Source organism: Nocardia sp. BMG111209 (genome assembly GCF_000381925.1).
In the GTDB taxonomy this organism is placed as follows: Bacteria; Actinomycetota; Actinomycetes; order Mycobacteriales; family Mycobacteriaceae; genus Nocardia.
Window position 1 is genome coordinate 685,065 of record NZ_KB907309.1, and the last position, 20,959, is coordinate 706,023.

At 68.9% G+C, this 20,959-nt stretch carries 20 protein-coding genes, 1 tRNA gene and 1 riboswitch; of the genes, 5 read left to right on the forward strand and 16 right to left on the reverse strand.

Annotated elements, in window-relative coordinates:
* Window positions 1-31: 31 nt before the first annotated feature.
* Window positions 32-145, reverse strand: a riboswitch (SAM riboswitch).
* A 122-nt stretch (window positions 146-267) separates the two neighbouring features.
* Window positions 268-891 (forward strand): LysE family translocator, encoded by a 624-nt coding sequence (locus tag G361_RS0134330; RefSeq protein WP_019931676.1) that lies wholly within the window; start codon window positions 268-270, stop codon window positions 889-891.
* Here G361_RS0134330 and G361_RS0134335 read toward each other — a convergent pair whose 3' ends face one another.
* The 3 genes from G361_RS0134335 to G361_RS0134345 all read right to left on the reverse strand — a co-directional run bounded on the left by G361_RS0134335 (window position 892) and on the right by G361_RS0134345 (window position 2,770).
* Window positions 892-1,356 carry a flavin reductase family protein gene (locus G361_RS0134335; RefSeq protein WP_081635768.1) on the reverse strand — a complete coding sequence of 155 codons (465 nt, stop codon included), beginning with the start codon at window positions 1,354-1,356 and terminating at the stop codon, window positions 892-894. It lies immediately after the preceding gene.
* Window positions 1,357-1,499: 143 nt separating this feature from the next.
* A complete protein-coding gene (locus G361_RS0134340; protein WP_026343852.1) occupies window positions 1,500-1,973 on the reverse strand; it encodes a YbaK/EbsC family protein in 474 nt (157 codons plus the stop codon).
* 95 nt (window positions 1,974-2,068) lie between these two features.
* Complete coding sequence (locus G361_RS0134345; protein ID WP_155981950.1) at window positions 2,069-2,770, reverse strand: TetR family transcriptional regulator; 702 nt, start codon at window positions 2,768-2,770, stop codon at window positions 2,069-2,071.
* A gap of 99 nt (window positions 2,771-2,869) precedes the next feature.
* Between G361_RS0134345 and G361_RS0134350 the strand changes: the two genes are divergently transcribed.
* The gene (locus G361_RS0134350) at window positions 2,870-3,757 is read left to right on the forward strand and encodes an SDR family NAD(P)-dependent oxidoreductase (protein WP_019931680.1); all 888 of its coding nucleotides are present in this window, start codon (window positions 2,870-2,872) and stop codon (window positions 3,755-3,757) included.
* A 249-nt stretch (window positions 3,758-4,006) separates the two neighbouring features.
* Here the strand turns inward: G361_RS0134350 and G361_RS0134355 are convergent.
* Both G361_RS0134355 and G361_RS49920 read right to left on the reverse strand, forming a co-directional pair.
* Window positions 4,007-4,082 (reverse strand) — tRNA-Thr (locus tag G361_RS0134355).
* 123 nt (window positions 4,083-4,205) lie between these two features.
* Window positions 4,206-4,361, reverse strand: a complete 156-nt coding sequence (locus G361_RS49920) for a hypothetical protein (RefSeq protein WP_019931681.1) — start codon at window positions 4,359-4,361, stop codon at window positions 4,206-4,208.
* Window positions 4,362-4,567: 206 nt separating this feature from the next.
* Between G361_RS49920 and G361_RS45855 the strand changes: the two genes are divergently transcribed.
* On the forward strand, window positions 4,568-5,863 hold the full coding sequence (locus tag G361_RS45855) for a bifunctional diguanylate cyclase/phosphodiesterase (RefSeq protein ID WP_019931682.1): 1,296 nt from the start codon (window positions 4,568-4,570) through the stop codon (window positions 5,861-5,863).
* Window positions 5,864-6,179: 316 nt separating this feature from the next.
* Here the strand turns inward: G361_RS45855 and G361_RS0134370 are convergent, their stop codons facing one another.
* From G361_RS0134370 to G361_RS0134385, 4 genes are all read right to left on the reverse strand, one after another.
* The gene (locus G361_RS0134370) at window positions 6,180-7,388 is read right to left on the reverse strand and encodes a DNA polymerase III subunit delta' (RefSeq protein WP_026343853.1); all 1,209 of its coding nucleotides are present in this window, start codon (window positions 7,386-7,388) and stop codon (window positions 6,180-6,182) included.
* Window positions 7,389-7,623: 235 nt separating this feature from the next.
* On the reverse strand, window positions 7,624-8,130 hold the full coding sequence (locus tag G361_RS0134375) for a DinB family protein (protein ID WP_019931684.1): 507 nt from the start codon (window positions 8,128-8,130) through the stop codon (window positions 7,624-7,626).
* Window positions 8,131-8,240: 110 nt separating this feature from the next.
* The gene (gene topA / locus G361_RS0134380; protein ID WP_019931685.1) at window positions 8,241-11,120 is read right to left on the reverse strand and encodes a type I DNA topoisomerase; all 2,880 of its coding nucleotides are present in this window, start codon (window positions 11,118-11,120) and stop codon (window positions 8,241-8,243) included.
* Window positions 11,121-11,453: 333 nt separating this feature from the next.
* The gene (locus G361_RS0134385; RefSeq protein ID WP_019044597.1) at window positions 11,454-11,660 is read right to left on the reverse strand and encodes a cold-shock protein; all 207 of its coding nucleotides are present in this window, start codon (window positions 11,658-11,660) and stop codon (window positions 11,454-11,456) included.
* Window positions 11,661-12,096: 436 nt separating this feature from the next.
* Between G361_RS0134385 and G361_RS0134390 the strand changes: the two genes are divergently transcribed.
* The gene (locus tag G361_RS0134390) at window positions 12,097-14,523 is read left to right on the forward strand and encodes a DEAD/DEAH box helicase (protein ID WP_019931686.1); all 2,427 of its coding nucleotides are present in this window, start codon (window positions 12,097-12,099) and stop codon (window positions 14,521-14,523) included.
* A 310-nt stretch (window positions 14,524-14,833) separates the two neighbouring features.
* Here the strand turns inward: G361_RS0134390 and G361_RS0134395 are convergent, their stop codons facing one another.
* The 5 genes from G361_RS0134395 to G361_RS0134415 form a co-directional block, all read right to left on the reverse strand.
* Complete coding sequence (locus tag G361_RS0134395) at window positions 14,834-15,253, reverse strand: Rv3654c family TadE-like protein (protein ID WP_019931687.1); 420 nt, start codon at window positions 15,251-15,253, stop codon at window positions 14,834-14,836.
* A gap of 559 nt (window positions 15,254-15,812) precedes the next feature.
* Entirely contained in the window at window positions 15,813-16,121 is a 309-nt protein-coding gene (locus G361_RS0134400; protein ID WP_231387187.1) for a TadE family type IV pilus minor pilin, read from the reverse strand.
* A gap of 329 nt (window positions 16,122-16,450) precedes the next feature.
* The gene (locus G361_RS0134405) at window positions 16,451-16,663 is read right to left on the reverse strand and encodes a DUF4244 domain-containing protein (protein WP_026343855.1); all 213 of its coding nucleotides are present in this window, start codon (window positions 16,661-16,663) and stop codon (window positions 16,451-16,453) included.
* A gap of 57 nt (window positions 16,664-16,720) precedes the next feature.
* The gene (locus G361_RS0134410; protein WP_019931690.1) at window positions 16,721-17,317 is read right to left on the reverse strand and encodes a type II secretion system F family protein; all 597 of its coding nucleotides are present in this window, start codon (window positions 17,315-17,317) and stop codon (window positions 16,721-16,723) included.
* On the reverse strand, window positions 17,314-17,811 hold the full coding sequence (locus tag G361_RS0134415; protein ID WP_369797998.1) for a type II secretion system F family protein: 498 nt from the start codon (window positions 17,809-17,811) through the stop codon (window positions 17,314-17,316). The genes G361_RS0134410 and G361_RS0134415 overlap by 4 nt, the downstream gene beginning before the upstream one ends.
* Before the next feature lie 82 nt (window positions 17,812-17,893).
* Between G361_RS0134415 and G361_RS51970 the strand changes: the two genes are divergently transcribed.
* A complete protein-coding gene (locus tag G361_RS51970; protein WP_369797999.1) occupies window positions 17,894-18,289 on the forward strand; it encodes a hypothetical protein in 396 nt (131 codons plus the stop codon).
* Window positions 18,290-18,602: 313 nt separating this feature from the next.
* On the opposite strand, the gene G361_RS0134420 is transcribed toward G361_RS51970, so the two are convergent.
* Both G361_RS0134420 and ssd read right to left on the reverse strand, forming a co-directional pair.
* Window positions 18,603-19,796, reverse strand: coding sequence for a TadA family conjugal transfer-associated ATPase (locus tag G361_RS0134420; RefSeq protein ID WP_019931692.1), 1,194 nt, complete (start codon window positions 19,794-19,796; stop codon window positions 18,603-18,605).
* Window positions 19,793-20,875, reverse strand: a complete 1,083-nt coding sequence (ssd, locus tag G361_RS0134425) for a septum site-determining protein Ssd (protein ID WP_026343856.1) — start codon at window positions 20,873-20,875, stop codon at window positions 19,793-19,795. Before ssd ends, G361_RS0134420 begins: the two co-directional genes overlap by 4 nt.
* Between the last annotated feature and the right edge of the window lie 84 nt (window positions 20,876-20,959).

Below are 20,959 nucleotides of genomic sequence, written 5' to 3' on the forward strand. Positions count from 1 at the left end.
GGACTCCGGAAACGACGAGGAAAAAAGTCGGAGTCCGCGCTTGCCGAGCCCGGTCGGGCTGCGGCCCGGTCGTCACCCGGAGCACCCCGCCGCGGAGGAGGGTTGCCGGCCAGCAAGCCGGGGCTTGACGCTGGCACTCATGACCTGAGCTGAAGATAGGCACTGGCCCGAACCCTTGTCAAGATTCGGACGTGTCGCCGCGCATGTCCGGGGGGACTCGCCGTAATCGCCTTGCCATCCCGATCCGACCTGCGCTTATATCGAACGGTGACCGTCTCCCTGCTGCTCGGATTCACCGGACTGTGCGTACTGCTGGCCATCACCCCCGGCCCGGACACCTTCCTGGTCCTGCGCTTCTCGATCGCCGGGCGCCGGCACGGGATCGCGGCGGCGCTCGGTTCCGCGGTCGGTGGCATCGTCTGGGCAACCGTGGTCGCGGCCGGGGTGGCGGCCCTGCTCGAGCAATCTGCGACCGCCTACCGCGCGGTGAAGGTGGTCGGCGGAATCTACTTGATATATCTCGGAATTCGGACGCTGATCGAACATCGCCGGGCCCGCGCGGACGGCGAGCCGGCGGACACCCGGGCCAGCACGGCGACCGTGCCGTCCGCATTCAGCGCGGGCCTGCTGTCGTGCCTGCTGAATCCGAAGGTCGGATTGTTCTATCTGGCGGTGCTCCCGCAGTTCCTCACGACGGTCACCTTCCTGAACGCGCTGGCGCTCGGCGCGATCGAATCGACGGTCGCCGCCGTCGAGATGGTACTGCTGGCGACGCTGGCCGCCCGCGCGATCGAACTGCTGCGGCGGCCGCGCACCCGGGCCCGGCTGGAACAGATCAGCGCGGGCGTGCTGACGGCGCTGGGCATCGGCACCGCGGCGTCGGCGGCCTGATCAGTCCAGGGCGGTGGCCCGGTGATAGGCGCCGTTGTAGTACAGCAGCGGCGCGGCCAGGGGCGCGGCGCCGGTCTCGTCGTGCACCCGGGTCACCAGGCCCACGACCAGGGTGTGGTCACCGATCGCGAAACGTTCCCACACGGTCGCCCGCACCCAGAGCGGCGTCCCGTGCAGCACCGGCTCGCCGGAGTCGAGCGTGGTCCACAGCGCGGGTTCGCTGAACCGCTGTCCGGCCTCCCGGGAGAACCGCCGCGCCAGCTCCTGCTGATGCTCGCCGAGGAAGTGCACGACCAGCGAATCCGCGCCCAGCATCGACGCGATGCTGGAGGAGGTGTGCGCGATGTTGAACGAGATCAGCGGCGGCTCGAGCGACAGCGAGGCGAACGAGGTGGCGGTGAACCCCACCGGCCCGTCCGCACCCGCGAGCGTGACGATGGTCACACCGGCCGGATAATGCCGCATGGCCGACCGGTACTGCTCGGCCGGAATGCCGTCCGAGCCCACGGACGCCCGTAGTTCCGCGTCGGGAGATCTGCTCACAGTTCCAAACTACGTCGCGCGATCGCGACCCTCGCCGGGAGGACGGATGACCGGCGTCACACCGCCTAGTCGACGTCGATCGACAGCCCCGCGGTGATCCGCACCAACTCCGGGAACGAGGTGCGGAAGACGGTGTTCGGATGGCCTCCGGCCGCCCACAGCTCCCGGTATTCCGACAGCGCATTGTCCACGTAGGTGGGCAGATTCGTGGGATGGCCCACCGGCGCGATACCGCCGATCGGCTGCCCGGTCACCTCCCGGGCGGTCGCCGCCGGGGCGGGCGTCAGCGTCCCTTCCAGCCGGTCCCCGGTCCGGGCCAGATCCACCCCGTGCGCCCCGGAAACCAGCAGCAACACCGGTTCGTCGTCGAGCAGGTACACCATCGACTCCGTGATCGCGCCGACGTCCACCCCGAGCGCCCGCGCCGCCTGTTCAGCGGAATGCGTGGGCTCGGTTTGCGTGATGATCACCCCGTGATGCCCACGTGCGATGAGCGTGTCCGACACCCGAGATGCGACCGGAGGCAACGACCTGCGCATGGCACCAGAGTAGAGGGGCAAGCTGTGCCCCGCCGACCGGGCGATCGAATCCGACACCACCGCAACGGCATTCCCACGGCAACCGGGAGCCGCACTCACTCCTCGACGACCACGTCCGGTAGCGGCTCGCCGGTGGTCCGCCGCACACTCGGCCGCGCACCCACGGCGACGGCCGTGAGCAGCGTCGTGAGCTGCTCGCGGAAACGCAATGCGCTGTGCGCCCACCGCGGTTGCTCCTCGTACAGCCGGCGCAGCGTCTCGGTCGGCTGGGACAGCTGGTACAGGTACGCCCCGATGGTCATCGCACCCGTCAGCACGAGCTGCGCCGCGACCTTGTCGAGGTCGGCGGACGCCGCGACCACGGCCGCGACCATCGCGTCGTAGGCGCTGCCGGCGGCGAACTTGTACTGCCGCGCCCGCTCGATCCGCACCGCACCCTCCAGACTCAGGGCGACGTGGGTGAGCAGATCGCAGAACAGCGGCAACCGCACCATCGACTCGGCGACGAGGACGGCGATCCGGTCGGCCTCCAGGCCACGCGCCGCACCGAGCTCGGCCAGCAGCCCGTCCCGCCAGTCCGCCCACCCGTCCTGCGCGAGTTCGAGCAGCAGCTCCTCCCGCGATTCGAAATACCGCCGCAAGGCGGAGGGATGCAGCCCGACCCGCGCGGTCACCGCGGTCAGCGTGACCTCGCGCACCCCCTGCTCCACCGCCAGCTCCCGCGCGGCCGCCAGCAGCGCGGTTTTCCGCAGTTCCTTGTCCTGCACCGATCGGGCGCGTTGCCTCGTCGAACCCACCCCCACACGATAACGCAAGGCCATTGACTTAACCGTGGGATCGGCCTATCGTCTATAACGCAAGCACATTGCGTTACCCGTCAGAGAGGACTCACCACCGTGAGCTCGGTATTCTTCGTCACCGGTTCTTCGCGCGGGCTCGGCCGTCAGATCGTCGAGCAGGCGCTGGACGCCGGTCACCGCGTGGTCGCCACCGCCCGCAACCCGCGCTCGCTCGACGACCTCGCCGAGAAGTACGGCGACCGCATCCACGTCGAGGCGCTGGACGTCACCGACCCGGCCGCCGCCGAAACAGCTGTCGCCAACGGCGTCGCCGCCTTCGGCCGCCTGGATGTCGTGGTCAACAATGCCGGTCAGGGCGACCGCGTCGCACTGGAGGACACCACACTGGAGGTCTTCCGCCGGCAGATCGAAACCAATTTCCTCGGCACCGTCTACGTCACCAAGGCGGTGGTGCCGATCCTGCGCAAGCAGGGCGGCGGAAGGATCATCCAGATCTCCTCGGTCGGCGGTCGCGTCGGCGGCCCCGGCATGACCGCCTACCAGTCCGCGAAGTGGGCAGTCGGCGGCTTCAGCGAGGCCCTCGCCGCCGAGGTGGGCGCGCTCGGCATCAAGATCACCGTCGTGGAACCCGGCGGCATGCGCACCGACTGGGCCGGCTCATCGATGACCATCCCCGAGATCAGCGAGCCCTACCGGCCCACCCTCGGCGCCTCGGTCGCCGCGATGGCCGATTTCGAGCACACCGCGACCAGCGACCCCCGCAAGGTCGCCCAACTGGTACTCACCGTCGCCGCCCTGGACGAACCCCCGCTGCGCATCCTCGCCGGCAGCGACGCCTACGAGATCGGCCGCGACGCCTGGCAGAACCGCGTCGACATCGACACCCGATGGGCCGACCTCAGCCGCTCCACCGACCACGACGACGCCCCCGAGGGCGGCTGGCACGCCCAACGCGGAGTGAGCTTCCCCGACGTCCGGTCGTGACCGACCCACACCCCGAACACTTGTGCCCCACTCATGGTGGGGCACAAGCCATTTCGGCCGGTCGATCACCGGCACCGCTCTCGCTCGATCCACCGGAAGAGCCGACCGTTATCGCGCCCCGCCGACAACACCACGCCATACCCGAAGGTCGCCGACCGGATGCTGCATGACGCCGCAGCCTGCATGAACAGGCCCGTTCGGCAGTGCCCGATGTTGCCTATCGGCCGCCATCCGGTGAGAGGGGAAAAGTGGAGCCGCCTGGGGGAATCGAACCCCCGACCTTTTCATTACGAGTGAAGCGCTCTACCGACTGAGCTAAGGCGGCGTGCCTTCCGGCGGTGGAAGTCTATCGTCTCGTGGCCGGATCACGAAAATCGGTGCTCCTCGTCACCGCGGTCCAGGTCGGCACGCGCGGCCCGGACCCCTCGGGCCGGTGGCGATCCCGGGATCATCGCCGCCTGCCCCAGAGCAGATAGCCGGCTGCGACGAACTGGCTCGCGGCGATCAGCGCGGCGCCCTGCGCGTGCCCGTACACGACCAGCAGAACCACTGCCACCAGCACCAGAGCGAAGGCGATGAGGTCGACCCACCGCTTTCCGTTCATACATCCACCCTTCCAAAACATACCTCAGGTTTGTTTATTGACCAGAAACATACTTGACGCCTAAAGTTGGCGCCAGAAGCAGAGTCTCAGTCTTGATCGCTCGGGATCAAGTACTTCGGCTCGACAGGAGAAGAGCAGGGCAAATCCGGAGTCAATGAGGTTGAAACCCGCAGGTGCCCAGCGTTCGAGCACGGGAGATTGCCACGATGGCCAAGAAGCCGCTCAAGCCACCCAGCGTCCCTCTGGGCGCCCGGCACAGTTTCTTCGCGTACATGCAGCGCCTGGTCATCGAGAACGGCGACATGTCGACCCCGCAGTTGGGCCGGCTGCTCGACTACTCACATCAGGCGGTCTACAAGGCTTTGACCGGGCCGCGGATGCCCAGTCACAGCATGGCCGCCGGTCTCGCGAGGGTGCTCGCGGGTGAACCTGCCGCCGCCGTGGCGCTGCGACTGTGGAGCGCGGGTGTCCAGGAGGAGCAGCGGGTGATCAGAGAGCGGGTTGCCGCACGCGGAAAGCCGGTCGGCTACGGCGCGAATATCGGTGTGGCCGTGAGTGCTTCGAGCGACAACACGTTCACGGACGGGCCGCACCGGACGGATCACGCGCTGCTGGCGGCGAAGTCACGCCGCGGCAGCCGAGTCGTGGTCTCGAACGACGTGGTGCGTCCGGATTTCGAGCCGGACGATCTGCGCCGCGCGGTCGCCGACGGCTCGCTGGTGCTGCATTACCAGCCCGAGGTGGATCTGCGCACCGGCACGATCCGTGCGCTGGAGGCGCTGGTGCGCTGGCAGCACCCGACGCGCGGGCTGCTGCCGCCGGGCGCGTTCCTGCAGGTCGCCGAGGCCACCAATCTGGCCGGTGAACTCGGGCGATGGGTGATCCGCACTGCCTGCGCCCAGTTGGCGCAGTGGCGACGGTGTGGGCTGGCGTCGAATGTGGTGCTGCGGATCAACGTCTCGCCGGTGCAGTTGGTCGCGCTCGACTTCGTGGAGAACATCGAGGATGTGCTGCGCAGGCACGGCATCGAGGGCAGCTCGATCTGCCTGGAGATCACCGAGCACGTGGTCGTGCAGGATCTGGATCGCACCTGCGCCACGCTGAACGGGCTGAAGGAGCTGGGCGTACAGATCGCCATCGACGACTTCGGTACGGGATACAGTTCGCTGTCCCAGCTGAAGGCGCTCCCGGTGGATGTCGTGAAGATCGACCGCAGCTTCGTGCAGCGGCTGGGCGCCGACCCGGACGACTTGCCGTTCGTCGAATTCATTGTGGGACTTGCCCATTCATTGGGGCTCCAGGTCGTCGGCGAGGGTGTGGAGACGACCGCCGCCGCACGCACCCTGGTCGGGCTGGGATGCTTTCGGGCACAAGGCTTTCTGATCGCACAGCCGATGCCCGCCGAGGCAGTGGAGCCCCATCTCATGGCCGGCCGGATCCCGCTGGACCTGAAGCTACCGGAAATATCGCAGGTGCCGAGCGCAATTCGACGCGGCGAATGACATCCGGCTCCGCTGTCCGTATCTCTGAGCAAGGACAGCGACCCGGCAACCGATCCGCACCGGCCGGGTCGAGGCGGCACGCGTACCAACCAGACCGAGCCCGCACGCCTCCCGGCCGGACCGAGGCCGCCGCGTCCCAACCAGACCGAGGCCGCCGCGTCCCAACCAGACCGAGGCGGCACACGTCCCGACCAGACCGAGACGGCACGCCTCCCGACCAGACCAAGGCCGCACACGTCCCGACCGGACCGAGACGTCGCGCCTCCCGGCCGGATCACGAGAACCGGCTGGTCCAACTCCACTGTGTCCGGGCCGGTCAGGCGCCCCGTGCGGCGATCATGGTGGCGACCATGGCCGCGACCGCGAACCGGGGTTTCACGTTCTGGTCCAGGGCCTGACGGCAGGCGAGGACTGCTTCGATCGAGCGCAGCAGACCTTCGGGGCGGACCTCGGACGCCAGATCGCGGATCTGGTCCGGGAGGTCCGGATGGGTGAGGGTGACACCGCCGGCGGCGGGGGTGGTAGCGCGCAGGCGGACGGCGAGGGCATCCCGGTAGAGGCCGGCGACGTCGATGAGCGCGCGGTCGAGTGCGTCGCGGCCGGTGCGGGTGGCCCGGGACTTCTGGCGACGTTCCAGATCCTTCAACGCGCCGGCCGATCCACGAGTGGCAGACGCGGTGCCCTTACCGGTGCCGCCGGCGCCGAGAGCGGTGGCCAGTTCCTCGCGCTCGCGTTCGTCGCGGGTGGCGCTGACCTGTTTGGCCTCCTCATCCGCGGATTTGACCAGTTCGTCGGCGGCGGCATACGCGGCGCCGGGGCGAGCGGTGGCGGCGACCAGGGCCAGGGCGCGGGTGCGGCGGGTACGGGCTTCCGCATCGGTGGCGAGCCGGCGGGCCCGGCCGACGTGACCGCCGCTGACCGAGGCCGCCCAGGTGGCGGTCTCATCGTCGAGACCGTCGCGGTCGCGCAAAACCTGAGCGATCGCCGGGACGGAAGGGGTGACCAGCGGAATGTGCCGGCAGCGCGAGCGCAGGGTCACCGAGATGTCCTCGGGATCGACCGAGGGGGCGCAGAGCAGGAACACCGTGCGCGCCGGTGGCTCCTCGACGACCTTCAGCAGCACGTTGCCGGCGGCCTCGGTGAGGCGGTCGGCATCCTCGACCAGCACCACCTGCCAGCGACCGGTACTGGGCCGCCGGGCGGCGACCTGCACGATCTCGCGCATCTCCTTGGTGCCGATGGACAAGCCCTCGGGGATGACCCGGCGGACATCACCGTGGGTACCCGCCATGGTGGTGGTACAGGCATGGCAGCGCCCGCAGCCGGGGACGCCCGCGTCGGTGCACTGGAGGGCGGCGGCGAAACACAGGGCGGCGACGGACCGGCCCGAACCGGGTGGGCCGGTGAACAACCAGGAATGGGTCATGGCCGACGACGACCCCCCGCTGCGCGCGGCGACCGCGGCAGCGGTCAGTTCGGACTCGACCGCATCCTGGCCGACCAGCCGATCGAAGACTCCCGCCACGACGTACACCCTAACGGCCGGCACCGACAGCGAACTTTCACCGTCCGCCCCGGCGCCACCACGACCCACCGCCACCGCGACGAGGATCACATCCGGAATACTCGCAAACTTCGCAAACCAGCCCACCGTTCCGTGAACCATGTTGCGGCCGTGGCTGTTCGAACGCCGAACGATCACGCGTCGAAAAGCCGCCGATCCCAGCTCGTTTCGAGCGCGACGACGCCGATTTCCGCCGCTACGAGGCTCGTTGATATGTGGTGTTGGCGCCGTCCAGCGCCTCGCGGATGATGTCCGCGTGGCCGGAATGGTGGGCGATCTCGCGGAGGATATGGAGCAGCGCGAAACGCACTGTCCACCATTGCCTTTCGGGTGACCACGGCGCGGTCGGCAGCGGAATGGACGTGTCCAGGCTGTCGAGGTCGCGGATCAGTTTCTCGGTCTCCAGGGCCGCTTCTTCCCAGGTGGCGAGCAGATCCGCGACGGACTGGCCGGGGCCGAGGCGGTATTCCGAATCCATCCGGGAGACATCGAATGTCGCGGTCTCGTCCCGTTCCACGATGACCGTGTACCAGTGCCGCTCGATATTGACCATGTGATTGAGCAGCCCCCCGAGGGTCAGCTCGCTCACGGTGGTGCGCTGGCGCGCTTGCTCGTCATCGATTCCGCGCAGGGTGATGCGGAACAGATCGCGCTGGCTCGCCAGCATGCCGATCAGATCTTCGCGTTCGGTGTCGACGGCCATCGCGGGTCCTTCCGCTCGAGCGGGCTTCGATGGCTGGTCACGGTACGGCAGGCCACCGACAGAAATCGGACTACGGCCGATTTCCGCCAGTGAACGAGCGTGGCGCCGGATTACTTCTCGCCGGTGGTGGCCTTCGCGGTGGTCTTCTTGGCGGCGGTCTTGCGTGCCGTCGTCTTCGTCGCGGTGGTCGTCGCCTTGGCCGCCGTCGCCTTCGCGGCGGTGGTCTTCTTCGCCGCCGTCTTGGCCGCGGTCTTCTTCGCGGCCGTCTTGGTCGCCGCCTTCTTGGCGGTCTTCTTCGCCGTGCGCTTCACCGGCGCCTTGGCACGGCGTTCGGCCAGCAGTTCCGAGGCACGCGCGTCGGTGATGGACTCGACCTCGTCGCCCTTGCGCAGGCTGGCATTGGTCTCACCGTCGGTGACGTACGGGCCGAAACGGCCGTCCTTGATCACCATCGGCTTACCGGTCGCGGAATCGGCGCCCAGCTCACGCAACGCGGCCGCGCTGGCCGCCTGCCGGCCACGCCGCTTGGGCTCGGAGTAGATCTGCAACGCCTCTTCCAGCGTGACGGTGAAGATCTGATCCTCACCGGTCAGCGACCGGGAGTCGGCGCCCTTCTTCAGATACGGCCCGTAGCGGCCGTTCTGCGCGGTGATCTCCTCGTTCGAGGTCGGATCGGTGCCGACGACACGAGGCAGCGACAGCAGTTTCAGGGCATCGTCGAGGCCGATGGTGGCCAGGTCCATGGACTTGAACAGCGAGCCGGTCCGCGGCTTGGGCGCCTTCGCGTCGGCCTTCTTCTTGCCGTTGGTCTTCGCGTCCAGATCGGCCGCGGGTTCCGGCAGGATCTCCGTGACGTAGGGCCCGAATCGGCCTTCCTTGGCGACGATCTCGTGCCCGGTGGCCGGATCGACGCCGAGCGACCGCCCCTCCTGCGGAGTCGAGAACAGCTTCTCCGCGACCTCGGGTGTCAGCTCGTCCGGCGGCAGGTCGTCGGGCAGATTCGCGCGCTGCGAGACCGGTGTGCCGTCCGGATCGTCCGGGTCGGTGACCATGCGCTCCAGGTACGGCCCGTAGCGGCCGACCCGCACGACCACGTCGCGGTCCTGATCGTCCAGGAACAGCTTGATGGAGTTGACCTCGCGCGCATCGATGTCGTCGAGCTGCTGGCCCACCATCTTCTTCAGGCCGCCCGAGCGGGCCACCGAGCCCTCGACACCGTTGTCGCCGCCGAAGTAGAAACTGGACAACCAGTTTCCGCGTCGCTCCCGGCCGGCGGCGATGGCGTCCAGGTCGTCCTCCATGGCCGCGGTGAAGTCGAAGTCGACCAATCGGCCGAAATACTCCTCGAGCAGTCCGACCACGGCGAACGCGACCCACGACGGCACCAGCGCGCTGCCGCGCTTGTACACGTAACCGCGGTCGAGGATGGTCTTGATGATCGACGCGTACGTCGACGGACGGCCGATGCCCAGCTCTTCCAGCGCCTTGATCAGCGAGGCCTCGTTGTAGCGCGGGGGCGGGTTGGTCGTGTGCCCGTCCGGGTTGAGCTCGGCGGCGGTGACGCCCTGTCCCTCGGCGAGCGTGGGCAGCCGCGATTCGGCGTCGTCGGACTGACTGCCGGAATCCTCGTCGACGCTCTCGACGTACGCCTTGAGGAAGCCCGGGAACGTGATGGTGCGGCCGGAGGCCGAGAAGACACATTCCTCGCCGGTACCGGCGAGGCCGGTGATCCGCACGGTGAGGGTGGTGCCCCGGGCGTCGGCCATCTGCGAGGCGACCGTGCGCTGCCAGATCAGCTCGTACAGCCGGAATTCGTCCTGGTCCAGCCGCGCGTGCAGCTGTCCCGGCGTGGCGAAGGTGTCGCCGGCGGGCCGGATGGCCTCGTGTGCCTCCTGCGCGTTCTTGACCTTGCGGTTGTACTGCCGCGGCGTCGGATGCACGTAATCCGGCCCGTACAGCTGGGTGGCCTGCGCGCGGGCGGCCGCGATCGCCGACTCGGACAGCGTGGTCGAGTCGGTACGCATATAGGTGATGTAGCCGTTCTCGTACAACCGCTGCGCGACCCGCATGGTCCGCTCGGAGGTGAAGCGCAGCTTGCGCGCGGCCTCCTGTTGCAGCGTGGACGTCATGAACGGCGCATAGGGCTTGCGGGTGTACGGCTTGGACTCCACCGAGGAGACCTGGAAGTCCGCACCCGCCAGCGCCTCCGCGAGCCGCCGGGCATGCGTCTCGTCGAGCACGGTCACGCCGCTGGACTTCAGCTTCCCGTCGGAGCCGAAATCGCGGCCGCCCGCGACCCTGGACCCGTCGACGGTGACCAGCCGGGCGCCGAACGTGCGCGGGTTCGCGACATCGGCCGAAGTGCCGCCGGTATCGAATTTGGCTGCGATGTCCCAATATTCGGCCGAACGGAACGCCATCCGCTCGCGCTCGCGCTGCACGATGATGCGGGTCGCCACCGACTGCACGCGGCCCGCCGACAGTCGCGGCATGACCTTCTTCCACAGCACCGGGCTGACCTCGTAGCCGTACAGCCGGTCCAGGATGCGCCGGGTCTCCTGCGCATCGACCAGATCGTTGTCCAGCTCACGAGTATCGGCCGCGGCGGCCCGGATGGCCGGCTCGGTGATCTCGTGGAACACCATGCGCCGCACCGGGACCTTGGGCTTCAGGGTCTCCAGCAGGTGCCAGGCGATGGCCTCGCCCTCACGGTCGGGGTCGGTGGCGAGGTAGAGCTCGTCGGCGTCCTCGAGCAGCCGCTTGAGCTCGGTGACCTTGCTCTTCTTCTCCGGGCTGACGACATAGATCGGTTCGAAGTCGTTGTCGACGTCGACACCCAGGCGCGCCCAGGACTGCCCCTTGTATTTGGCGGGCACGTCGGCCGCGCCGCGCGGGAGGTCTCGGATGTGCCCGACGGACGCCTCGACGACGTATCCCCGGCCGAGGTACGGAGCGATCTTCTTGGCCTTGGTAGGTGACTCCACGATCACGAGACGACGCACGTGACGACCCTGGTCGGGCCCTGCTGAGGCGTTGCGGTCTCGTGTTGCCACCGGCGAACACACCTTTCCTGTCGACCCGCGCGACACAGGAGCGCAGCGCGCGGCTGGGGCAAGCGGCGGAGGAACCTATCCCCGCCAGAGACGTTTATACCGTGTTTCAGCACTGCGCCCCCGATGCAGCGGGTGCGCAGATCGCCGCGCCGGTGGCCCGGCGCCGGGCGATGCCCCGTTCGCGGTCGAGTGTACTGGGCCCGGAAACGGCTCGTCCCCCACCGCGGTGGGCGGTGAGGGACGTAGCCTTCGGACCTGTTGGGTTACCGCTCAGCTGAGCGCGCGAACTCCGGTGGCCTGCGGGCCCTTGGTGCCCTGGCCGACCTCGAACTCGACCTTCTGGTTCTCCTCGAGGGTGCGGAAGCCCGTCCCCTGGATCTCGGAGTAGTGAACGAAGACGTCAGCGGAGCCGTCCTCGGGCGCGATGAAGCCGAAACCCTTCTCCGCATTGAACCACTTCACAGTTCCCTGTGCCATTCTGTTCCTTCTCTTTCCATACCGGAACGGCAGACTAGTTAGGTTCGTCCACCGGGCCCGTTCCGACCGCTGTACTCTGTTCCCCCTGCAGGAAGCATCAAGCACACCGTTCGCAACATCGATCCTGCTGATGGTGTTGGACTTTGGATCCGTTCCCTCGAACACAGAAGCTTGCGACCAGGAACCAGTGAACCATGTCTCCGAGCAATTCAACAGTCGAGTTACCGACAATTTGCAAAAAAGATGATCTTGCGAATGCGCAGGTGAGGGCTCGAATGCTCAAATCCGTACTTGAGGTAGGTTTGCTTCGCGATAACCGGGTTGGCGTCAGGCAATGGGGGTGTGATACAGATCGCTACTCTGTAGTGAAATGGCAGGTAGGGCACACACCACACACATGGTTCACAGTTCTTCAGCGTGTCGCGATCACGGTCGAATGAACCCGACGCGCACGACACACGACACCACGCCGGAAACGGCGCCCGGATACGGCCGCGCGTTGCTGAACCGTGTCCTGGCCGCCGTACCGGACGGCGAGGAACGACTCACCCATCTCGCCGAGCTTCCGGCACGATCCGCGCAGGTCACGGACTGGCCGGAGTGGGCGGCCCCGGAGGTGATCGCGGCATTCCGGGCGAACGGGGTGGTCACACCTTGGTCACACCAGGCCCGCACCGCCGAGCTCGCCGTTACCGGCCGGCACGTGGTGGTCAGTTCCGGCACCGCCTCCGGCAAATCACTGGGATATCAGCTGCCGGTTCTGACCGATCTGTATCGGGATCCGCAGGCCACAGCCCTGTATCTGGCGCCGACCAAAGCCCTCGGCGCCGATCAATTGCGCGCCGTCTCCGAACTCGTCCTCGACGGCCCGCTACGCGACGTCCGGCCCGCCTCCTACGACGGCGACACACCCGCCGAAGTGCGGCAATGGGTGCGCGCGAATGCCCGGTGGATCTTCACCAATCCCGACATGTTGCATCTGGGCATTCTGCGATCGCATCAGCGCTGGGCGCGGGTACTGCGCCGGCTGCGCTATGTCGTGGTCGACGAATGTCACGCCTACCGAGGTGTATTCGGATCGAACGTCGCATTGGTGCTGCGCCGGTTACGGCGGCTGGCCGCGCATTACGGCGCCGACCCGGTCTTCGTGTTGTGCTCGGCCACCACGGCCGAACCCGCGGCCGCGGCGAGTGAATTGATCGGCGCGCGGTGTATCGCGGTGACCGAGGACGGCTCCCCCACCGGGGCGCGCACGGTCGCGTTGTGGGAACCGCCTCTGCTGCCCGTGATCAGCGGCGAGAACGGCGCCCCGGTGCGGCGACCGGCCGCCTCGGAGGCGGCCCGGATCATGACCGACCTGGTGGCCGAGGGTGCGCGCACCCTGACCTTCGTCCGGTCCCGCCGGGCCGCCGAGACGGTCGCGATCGACACCCGCCGCCTGCTCGGCGAGATCGACCCGGAACTGCGCGACCGGGTGGCCGCTTACCGGGCCGGATACCTCGCCGACGACCGGCGCGAACTGGAGTCGGCCCTCAATGACGGCACTCTGCTCGGCGTCGCCACCACCACCGCGCTGGAGCTGGGTGTGGACATCGCCGGGCTGGACGCGGTGGTCATCGCGGGCTTCCCCGGGACGGTGGCCTCGTTCTGGCAGCAGGCCGGGCGCGCGGGCCGGCGTACCCAGGGCTCGCTGGTGGTGCTGGTGGCCCGCGACGACCCGCTGGACACCTATCTGATCCACCATCCCCAGGCCCTGCTCGGCCGGCCCGTGGAAGCCACGATCACCGACCCCCGCAATCCGTACGTACTGGGTCCGCACCTGGTCTGCGCGGCGCTGGAGCAGCCGCTGACCGATCTCGAGGTCGCCGAACTCGGCGCCACCGAACTGGCCGCGGACCTGGCCGCCGAGGGGCTGATCCGGCGCCGGACCGGCGGCCGCGGACCGGCCCGGTGGTACGCGACCACCACCGAACAACCGCACGATGCCGTCGATGTGCGCGGCGGTATCGGCACCCAGATCGCCATCGTCGACGAGGAGACCGGGCGCCTGCTCGGCACCGCCGACGCGGGCCGCGCCCCCGCCACCCTGCACCCCGGCGCGGTCCACCTGCACCAGGGCGAGACCTATGTGGTCGATGACCTGGACCTGGAGGCGGGCGTCGCCTTCGTGCACGCCGACCAGCCCGGCTGGACCACCAGCCCGCGCACGGTGACATCCATCGGAATCGTCGACGTGACCACCGAACACCGATTCGGCGAGGTCACCGCCGCGCTGGCGCGGGTGCACGTGTCCCGTCAGGTGGTCGCCTACCTCCGTACCCTGTCCACCGGCGAGGTGCTGGACCTCGTGGAACTCGAGCTGCCGGAACAGCGGCTGCCCACCCGCGCCGTGCTGTACACGGTCACGCCGAGCCTGCTGGCCCGCGCCGGGCTCGACGCCCGCCGGCTGCCCGGCGCCCTGCACGCGGCCGAACATGCCGCGATCGGCATGCTGCCGCTGGTCGCGAGCTGCGACCGCTGGGATATCGGCGGCGTGTCGACCGCGGAACACCCCGACACCGGCCTGCCCACCGTCTTCGTCTACGACGGCCACGCGGGTGGCGCCGGCTTCGCCGAACGCGGCTTCGCCGAGCTCCGCACCTGGCTGACCGCGACACTCGAGGCCATCGAGTCCTGCGGCTGCCCGAGCGGCTGCCCGTCCTGCGTGCAGTCGCCGAAGTGCGGCAACGGCAACCATCCGCTGGACAAGGAGGGCGCCGCGGCCCTGCTGACCGCCGTCCTCGCCGAGCTCCGCGCGGGTGCGAACCCACCCGAGGAACCAGGCGGCCAGTCGTCGGATGACGGCGACACTGTTCAACCGTGACGGCACAGTCGCCATCCGTTTCCGCGTGTCGTGATGCGCGTCGCGCGCGTCGCATCGACCGACTTCGGGCGCGTCGCTGATCCGAACGGGTTCAACGTGGGCCGAATAAAAAGGAAAACCGTCATGTTAACTAGTTCATTGCCCGAGTGAATTAACTGCGAGCTGCGAGAACTCGGGAATGGCACCGGCGAGTGGGCCTGCAATTGATCGATCCCGAATAATTCGTACTCCATTTCGGCAATTTCCAATCACGTCGGGAGGGATCTGTGGTCGGACTCACTTAAAGCCTCCATCACCAACCGTTCGGTATTCATTCGGTTCCGTAAGGACTCGCCGGACCCGCACGCGCACTCGCCCGAACCCGACGTAATCCCAATGTCGCGAGTGAGACCTCCCTATCGACCGTGACGATCACATCCCAATCCACGACCGAACACGCGCCGAGGCGAAATCCCGCGCGCCCGGCGATCACTCCGGCCCGCGCACACCCCGCCGCGATCCCCTCGTCCAATGCACCGGCACCCGCCAGCGCACTCAGATCGGCCGCCGACTGCGCCCGATGCCGCATCACCGCCACCACCCCGACCTGTCCGATCAGTCCGGTGATCGTCAGCAGCGCCAGCACCGCGAAGCACGCGGCCACGGTCGCCACCCCGTCCTCCGCCGCGATCCGCCGCCCGACGACCCCACGGATCCCCGCAACGCCCGCACCCCCACCCCCGGAACTCATGAAGCCATGCCCCGAGCTCTGCTCACGCCCCAACTCCGGTCCCACCGGCTGCCGACTTCACACCGGTCCCACCAACTCACAAGTTCACTCCGATCCAGCCGACTCGAGACTTCACCACGGTCCCGCCGACTCCTGAGTTCACTTCGGTGTGACCGACTCACGACGCCACCCCTGCGCGGCCGACTCAGAACGCCCCTCCACGCCAGCCATCTCAGAACGTCTCTTCGGCCCAGCTGATCCACGAAGTCACTCCAACGCGGCCGACGCACAACGCCGCTCCAGCCTGGCCAGCTCACGACGCCACTCCTGCCCAGCCCGTTCACGACGCCACTCCAACGCGGCCCGTTCACGACGTCGCTCCAACGCGGCCGACACACAACGCCGCTCCAGCCCACCCGACTCACGACGCCGCTCCAGCCCACCCGACTCACGACGCCGCTCCTGTGTGGCCGGCTCGGGATGCATCTCCAGTACGGCCGATTCGCGACGTCAGCCCGTCCCGCCGACTCGTGAAGCCGCTGCGGCCCCCTGAGCCATGGCGCCACCTTGATCCGCCGACTCATGGCGCCACCCCGGGCTCACGAACCGCGAAGGCGCTGGCGTGCAGTTTCAGTCGCGGCAGCAGGGGGGTATGTGCGGTGACGGTTGCGGTCACTCGGTCGCCGTCGACGTGGACGGCGACCTCGGCCCCCGGCGGCGCTACCCGCCGCGCCGCCGCGACTGCCTCGTCCTCCGCACCGCGGGCAACCAGTCGCGCCGCTTCCCGCGCCGCGTCGATGCATCGCACCTGGCTGGATGCCGCCAGTAGCCCACCGAGGCACATCGTCAGTACGGCGACCAACGCCGCCAGTGCGAACGCCGCCTCCACTGTGACGGCACCGCGCTCTCCGCCGCCCCACGTCCGCCGGATCACCGACCGGGTTCTGCGATGATCCGAATCGGCCGGTTCACGACCTCCGCACCACCACGCCACCGAGCCGACCGCAGACGGCAGCCGACACCCACTCCACATCGGTCCTGAAATACCTGTGGCGGCATGATCGAAACACCGCCATGCGCTCGAACCGGATTCGGCGTGCGGGCTCAGGTGCTGCGGCGCCCCTGCGGCACCGGATCCGACCGGCGGTCCTGAGGTGGCCGCGTGAAACTCGTTCAGCGCGAACGGTTCAGCGATCGCGCCCGGTTCGTGGCCGCGACTCAGGGGGTGGCGTTCAGGGCTCGGTCGATGATCTTGGTCAAGGCGTTCACAATGTTGTCGCCGGTGACGACGGTGTAGAGCACCGCGCCGAAGGCCGCGGCTGCGATCGTGCCTATCGCGTACTCGACCGTACTCATGCCGGCATCGTCGACCAATGCCAGCGTCAGGCGAATCCGCAAGGTGCGCAACGCCCCTCGAACCGTCGATCGCATAGATCTCTCCTTCCTCTCCGATCGGCACGGTCCGTCCGTGCCAGGTTCCGACGTCAGTCACGGCAACCCACCACCCAGCACCCGGTCGGCCAGACCGATCACCACAGGCACGATGCCGAGGCATACGAAGGCCGGTAGGAAGCACAGCCCGAGTGGTCCGGCGACCAGCGTGCCCGCGCGGGCAGCCCGCGCGGTGGCCGCGTCGGTGACCCCCGCGCGACAGCGCTGCGCCACCTCCGCGACCGCATCGGCGAGCGCCGCGCCGGAACGGGCCGACCGTCGCACCAGCCGGGCCAGTGTCCGCAATTCGTCGGAGCGGGCGTCGGCCGCGGCGCGCTCCCATGCGGCGACCGGGTCGGCGCCGAGCGCCAGCAGGTCGGCTGCACGCCGCAGCGATGGTGCCAGTGGACCCCCGGCCCCGGCAGCGACCGCGCGCGCAGCCGCCGCGATCGGCAGTCCTGCCCGCAGGCAGGCTGCCAGTAGATCGAATACCGCCGCTGCGGCCAACGGATCGGATTCGGTTGTCGGTCGCGAAATACTTTGTGCTGGAGTGACTTTCCCGATGAGTGCGTGCAGACGTCCGGCGGCAACGCCGCGATGCGGCAGTACCAGCAGAGTCGCGGCGAGCAGAGCCATCGACAGTGTGCCCGTCATCGCGACACCCGCTCGGTGATCGCGTCGGTCCACCACACTCCCGCACAGGCCAGTGCGGTACCGAGCGGCAGCAGCACCGTTCCCGGACCTCGACCGAGCAACAGGCCGATCGGGTGGGCGCCCATCAACTCGCCGAGCGCGACCCCGAGCAGGGGCAGGCCCGAGAGCACGAGTGCTGTGGCACGGGCACCGGCCAGCCCAGCGGTGGCGCTCTCCCGGAACCGCATTCGGCCGGACAGATCGGTCCGGGCCGCGGCCAGCAGCTCGACGAGTGCGAGTCCGTGCTGCTCGGCCAACCGCCACGCCGTCGCGATCCGAGCCAGCTCGTCCTGGAGAACCGTTCCGGGAGAGCACAAACCGTCCGCCACCGAACCACCCAGGCGACCGCGCGCGGCGCCGACCGTCAGTGCCCGGCCCGCAGTTCCAGTCAGATCGGAGGCGGCGCTGGCGGCAGCAGCACTGGGATGAGCGCCCACCCGCAACTCGCCGATCACCGCCTCCAACCCCTCTGCCAGCGCACGACACTCGCGGTCGTGCTCTTGCTTGCTCCTGCCTCGTCGGATCCGGACACCAGCCGTGACCGCGACCAGGCACACCGCGATCAAGACGCCGATGCCCGCGAACGCCGCGACTGTCGGCACCACCAAGACGCAGGCTCGAAACAACAACCGGGAAGGGACTTTTCGCTCCGGCCGACGTGACACGAGCAGGACCGACAACCGTCTACGTGACCGGGCTCCCGGCCACGCCAGCAATGCGACGGCGCAGAAGACGAGCGTCCACGGCCGCGGTCCGCAACCGGTGAGCCCGGCAGTCCAGACCGGCAATGCGATGGGCGAGCCGACATTCGACCACATCCGGACGTCGAACTCGGCTCGTCCAACCGTCCAGCGAACCGAAACAGACGGTGCTGCAACGAAAGCCGCTGACTTCCGACTGCGTGCCGACATCAGATTGCGTGCCGACTTCTGACTGTGCGCCGATGCCATTCCGGCGAGAGTCCGCACCACAGACACCGGACGAAGGCGCAGGACCGGCTTCTCGTCACGCCCTATGAGCCACGCGCCTCGCGACATCGGCACAGACACCGCGCGACCCGGCATCGAGCGCTTCCGGATGGATCGACCAAGCGCAGTGCTTCCGCTCCGCCGGGCATCGGCCCCGCACAGTGTCACTCCAGCCTTCGAGTCGCCGCCGGAGTGGTCGGTGGTGTGATCACGAAACGACACTGTCCCGTTGACGAACGACGGCGTCTGGTGCTCGCACCCGATATGGGCGGGTGTGGTCATGCCGAGGCTCCCAGCCGCTCGTCGAGGAGGCGGTGCAGTGCTGGGGCGGCGGGGGTGGGAGCGGCGTCGGAACGCCAGGCGGCTTCGATGGTGACGGTACCGTCGGGGCCACGGGTGACGAGTCCTACCTCACGGAGAGCGCGGGAGCCGTCGGCCCGGCGGTGCATGTGCAGGATCACCTGAACCGCGGCGGCGAGCTGGCTGTGCAGGGCGTCGCGGCCCATACCGCCCAGTGCCGCAAGGGCTTCCAGGCGAGCAGGGACCTCTCGCGGCGAGTTGGCGTGCACCGTACCGGCGCCGCCGTCGTGGCCGGTGTTCAGCGCGGTCAGCAGGTCTACGACCTCGGCGCCGCGAACCTCCCCGATGACGATGCGGTCGGGACGCATACGGAGTGCCTGACGGACCAGGTCGCGGACCGTAACAGTGCCTGCACCTTCGACATTCGCGGTGCGGGACACCAGCCGGATGACATGCGGATGGGGTGGGGCGAGTTCGGCGGCATCCTCGACGCAGACGATACGTTCGGCATCGTCGACCTCGGCAAGCAAGCCGGCCAGCAGGGTTGTCTTGCCCGCCCCGGTGCCGCCCACCACCAGGAAAGCCAGGCGCGCGCGAATGATGTGCTCCAGCAACACTTTCGCGGTGGCGGGGATGGTTCCGCCCGCGGCGAGGGAGGTGAGGTCGTGTGCGGCGGGGCGCAGCACGCGCAGGGAGACGCAGGTGCCGCCGTGGGCGATCGGGGCCAGGATCGCGTGCAGGCGCACGCCGAACGAATCACCCAGTGCGCCTTCGAGTTCCGGCAGGCGGCCGTCGACCCACGGCTGCGCGTCGTCGAGGCGGCGGCCGGCGGCCAGTGCGAGACGTTGCGCCAGACGGCGTACGGCGGCCTCGTCGGGGAATGTGATCGATGTGCGATGCAGGCCGTGTCCTCGGTCCACCCACACCGCATCGGGTGCGGTGACCAGGACGTCGGATACCTGCGGATCGTGCAGCAACGGTTCGAGGACGCCGGCTCCGGTCATCTCGGTCTGCAGCAGGCGCAGGGCGCGCAGCAGGTCGGTGTCGCCCAGTACACCGGCGGATTCGGCGCGGATCGCGGCGGCCAGCCGGGCCGGATCCGGACCGGCATGCTCGCCTGCCAGGCGTTCGCGAACCCGTTCCAGCAGTTCCGGAGTGACGAGGGTGGTCATCGGGTACCGCCACCGAGTTCGGCGAGGACCGCCTCGGCGGCGGTCCGCAGCGGTCCACGGGCCAGTGCCAGGCCGCCACGCTCCAGGCGGACATCCAGGCCGGGTTCGGCTCTGATCGCGGCCAGCAGTGGCAGACCCAGTGCGTCGGCCACTTCGGCGGCTCGGAGACCGCCCGGGGCGGGGCCTCGAACTATCAAGGTCTGGTTGGTGTTTCGTTCGCCGATGTATGCGGATACCGCTTGGGCAGCGGCTACCGCGCGCAGCCGGGCCGGTACCACCAGGACGACCAGATCGGCGGCGTCGAGCATGCGGTCGGTATGGGGGCCGCGCTCACCGGACACGTCGCACACGACCAGATCGCCGGCGCCGCGGGCGGCGGACAGGACCGCCTGAACGGCGGCAGGTCCCGGTTCGTCCGGGACGCGGCCGTCGAGGGCTCGACCGCATGCCAGCACACCCAGGCCGGGCGCCGCGGCGGGCAATGCAGCATGCAGTGCCGAGGCGGCGACCCGGCCGTCCCGGACGACGAGGTCGGGCCAGCGCAGGCCGTCGACCGCTTCGACTCCCAGCAGGAGGTCGATGCCGCCGCCGAGGCGGTCACCGTCGACGACCACGGTTTCGGGGCGGAAGCGACGGGTCGCGGCGACGATGGCGATCGCCGCGGTCAGGACGGAGGCGCCCGCGCCTCCGGTGGCCCCCGCGACCGCGACCACCGTCCCGTCCGCACCGGTCGCCTCGGATTCGGCGAACGCCTCGATGAGACGGTCGGCATCGTCCGGTAGCGCGAACACTCGATCGGCGCCGACGGTCGCGGCGGCCTGCCAATCGGGCAGGGCCGGTTCGCCTTCGGTGACCAGGATGGTGTCGGACCTGCGTGGATATCGGGACAGTTCCGCCGTGGCGACCGTGGCGCTGTCGAGCACCACGAGCGCGGCTTCGGTCCAGAGACGCCGCCCTGGTGGCGCGGATTGCTCGTCCAGGTGACGGTCGGCTGCCGCGGCGATCCGGCGGACTTCGTCGCGCAGCCGGTGCTCTGCGATCAGCATCAGCGCGGAGGGTGTGGTCGATTCGGAACCCATGCGGCCCAGAGTCGCGTCCATCTCTGGCCTCCGACAGTGCCGATCGACCGAATGTGGACAACTCGGGGGGTGTGAGCAGAATCG